The 2,741-nt window shown below is 36.9% G+C and carries 2 protein-coding genes; both read left to right on the top strand.

Translation table 11 applies throughout. From position 1 onward, the window contains the following. Positions 1–583: 583 nt before the first annotated feature. Positions 584–1,552, top strand: a complete 969-nt coding sequence (locus tag JST56_00050) for an ADP-ribosylglycohydrolase family protein (protein MBS1987366.1) — start codon at positions 584–586, stop codon at positions 1,550–1,552. Positions 1,553–1,709: 157 nt separating this feature from the next. After that, positions 1,710–2,489, top strand: a complete 780-nt coding sequence (locus JST56_00045) for an enhanced serine sensitivity protein SseB C-terminal domain-containing protein (GenBank protein ID MBS1987365.1) — start codon at positions 1,710–1,712, stop codon at positions 2,487–2,489. The last annotated feature ends 252 nt before the right edge of the window (positions 2,490–2,741 follow it).

Here is a 2,741-nt window from a genome sequence, read left to right as displayed (position 1 = left end):
TTTATTCCGGCAGACAATACACTATTGAGCAGTAGAATATGTTTTGTACTTTAGTTCTTTATTCGGCTTCAGTTGTCGGCTGACGTATTTCAAATGCCGCCACAAACGCCAAGCCGTCCAACGTTAGCGGCAAGCAAAACCAACACCGTGCAAGATGAACGAAATAGCAACAAAAGACTCTTGGAAAAACCAACCTATTGACAACCCAAAACGGATTGTCATTGACCTACATTTGACCGACAAACAATTTTCAAAATTGACAAATGGGCTTATTCCACAACAAATGGAGGACAAATGGTTTATCTATTACGAAAACGAATGGCTTTACTTTCATCGTTCTTGGACAGGCAACGGAATGTATAAAACAAAACTCAATAAAGAAACTGATGGTTATTCAATAAGAGAATTTTGGGCAGAAAGAAATCAAGAAAAATATAGAAACGAAGATGACAATACAGACATTGAAACTTTTTCTTTTCTTATAGCAAGAGGAATTTTAGGAATTGACGTTCGCAAAATTTATTCAAACCGCAATATAAAAACTGAAGGTGATGCAGTAAAAGGTTGGAGTAATTTTGGAAATATGCTTTTTACAAATCAAGGAGTTGATTATTCCGAAGAAATAAAATCTGCACTTTTTGGAGTTGCAGTTGGCGATGCGTTGGGCGTTCCTGTTGAGTTTAACAGCAGACAAATGATAACCAAAAATCCTGTAACTGATATGATTGGTTACGGAACATACAATTTGCCTGCAGGTACTTGGTCAGACGACAGTTCGCTAACATTTTGCCTTGCAGAAGCACTAACGAATGAGTTTGACTTAAACACAGTCGGACAAAATTTTGTTAAATGGTATCACGAAAATTATTGGACACCACACGGAAATGTTTTTGACATTGGCATTGCAACACGACAGGCAATTTCACGACTTGCACAAGGCGAAAAACCTGAATTCGCTGGCGGTTTTGACGAAAGCGACAATGGAAATGGTTCGCTTATGCGAATTTTGCCTTTGCTTTTTATTTTGCTTGACAAACCAATCAATAAACGCTACAACATTACAAAACAAGTTTCTTCAATCACTCACGGACACATTCGTTCTGTAATTGCTTGTTTCTACTATCTTGAATTTGCAAAGCAAATTTTTGAAGGCAAAGACAAGTTTGAAATTTACAAAAACCTACAAACAGAAATTTCAAATCACTTGACAAACCTTGCAATCAATCCGAAAGAAATTACTTTGTTTGAAAGGTTGCTAAAAAGTGAAATTTACAAACTTGAAGAAGATGAGATTCAAAGTAGCGGTTATGTTTTGCATACACTTGAAGCAAGTATTTGGTGTTTGCTTACAACAGACAACTACAAAGAAGCCGTATTGAAAGCAGTAAATTTAGGTAGAGACACAGACACAACTAGTGCAGTTACAGGTGGACTTGCAGGACTTCTTTACGGACTTGATAATATTCCTAAAAATTGGTTACAACAAATAGCGAGATATGACGACATTGAAAACTTGGCAGAAAGACTTGCCGACAAACTTGCCAGCCGCTAACAAGGTATTGCCAAAAGCGTGGCTGAACGGCTTCGATTGGACATTTCTTCAAGGTTCAACATTAGTGCTTCGTATGAACTTTAGTGCTGAAAATCCCCGCCTTCGGCAATACCCAAAACGTTATAGCCAATTTTAAGAACCAACGACAAACAATATAATGGGACTTTTAGACTTCTTGAAAAAGAAACAAAATGGACAGACTAATAACAACAGTTTGACATTGGAACAGTTGCTTCAAAAAGCAGCGACAGAACCAGCATTTAGAGCAGAATTTTACAAACGTCTTTTAACAGACGAACTTGTTGTAATAACGCAAAACTCAAATTTGCCAGAAGGCGACCAAACTTTGCAACAAGACACTTCTGTAAACATTGTTTCTTATCCTGACGGAAAAATTCCCGTGTTTACTTCAACAGACAGAATTTTTGACAAAGGCGTGGTAAAAGAACAAGTAGAATATATGCAAATGAAAGGCGAAAACTTATTTGGACTTGCCAAAGGAGCGACTTTCTTGCTTAACCCATATTCAGACTATGGAAAAGAAATGTTGCCTGACGAAATAGAAAGACTTTTGAACGGAACTATTTTGACCGATACCGCAAAGACCTTGACAATAGAAAAGGAAACACAAGTTCAAATTGGACAACCAGCTAAATACCCAACAGACATAGTTAATTCTCTCAGAAAACTTTTTTCGGAACGACCAAACGTAAAAGCAGCTTATTTAGGTTGGATTTTTAATCCTGACAGTGGTGAACCGCCACATTACATTTTTGGACTTGACGTGGACGGTGATTTACAGAACTTAACACAAGAAGCGGGTTTTACAGCAAAACAATTTTTAGAACAACACGTATTTGTTGACTTTATAAAAATTAACAAGAGTGTCATAAGTGACTATTTTCTAAAACAGACAGAACCTTTTTACAAACGATGAAAAAAAACTGGCTATAACACGGGTTTTGCGTCAGGCGGGCTGACGTGCAAACTTGGAGCTTGGTGCTTCTAATGAACTTTTGTAATAAATTGAAACTTTGTGCTCCGAAACCCGCCCGAACGCAAAGCCCGAAACCGTTGGCTGCAAACCTGTGAAAAATCTATGAAAAAATGAAATCTATTTTTAGAATATACATTTTATGCATTTTCCCTTTTTGGGCAAATTCTCAAAATAATTTATCTTTTAAAGTAA

It is taken from the genome of Candidatus Dependentiae bacterium, assembly GCA_018266175.1.
Taxonomy (GTDB): domain Bacteria; phylum Babelota; class Babeliae; order Babelales; family RVW-14; genus JAFEAY01.
The sequence above is the reverse complement of the archived record's forward strand: the minus strand, read 5'-3'. Positions and strand labels throughout refer to the sequence as shown.

Bases quoted from the DNA above. Each gene is read 5' to 3' on its own strand.
- JST56_00050 (MBS1987366.1), top strand. From the start codon at position 584: ATGCTTTTTACAAATCAAGGAGTTGATTATTCCGAAGAAATAAAATCT.
- JST56_00045 (MBS1987365.1), top strand. From the start codon at position 1,710: ATGGGACTTTTAGACTTCTTGAAAAAGAAACAAAATGGACAGACTAAT.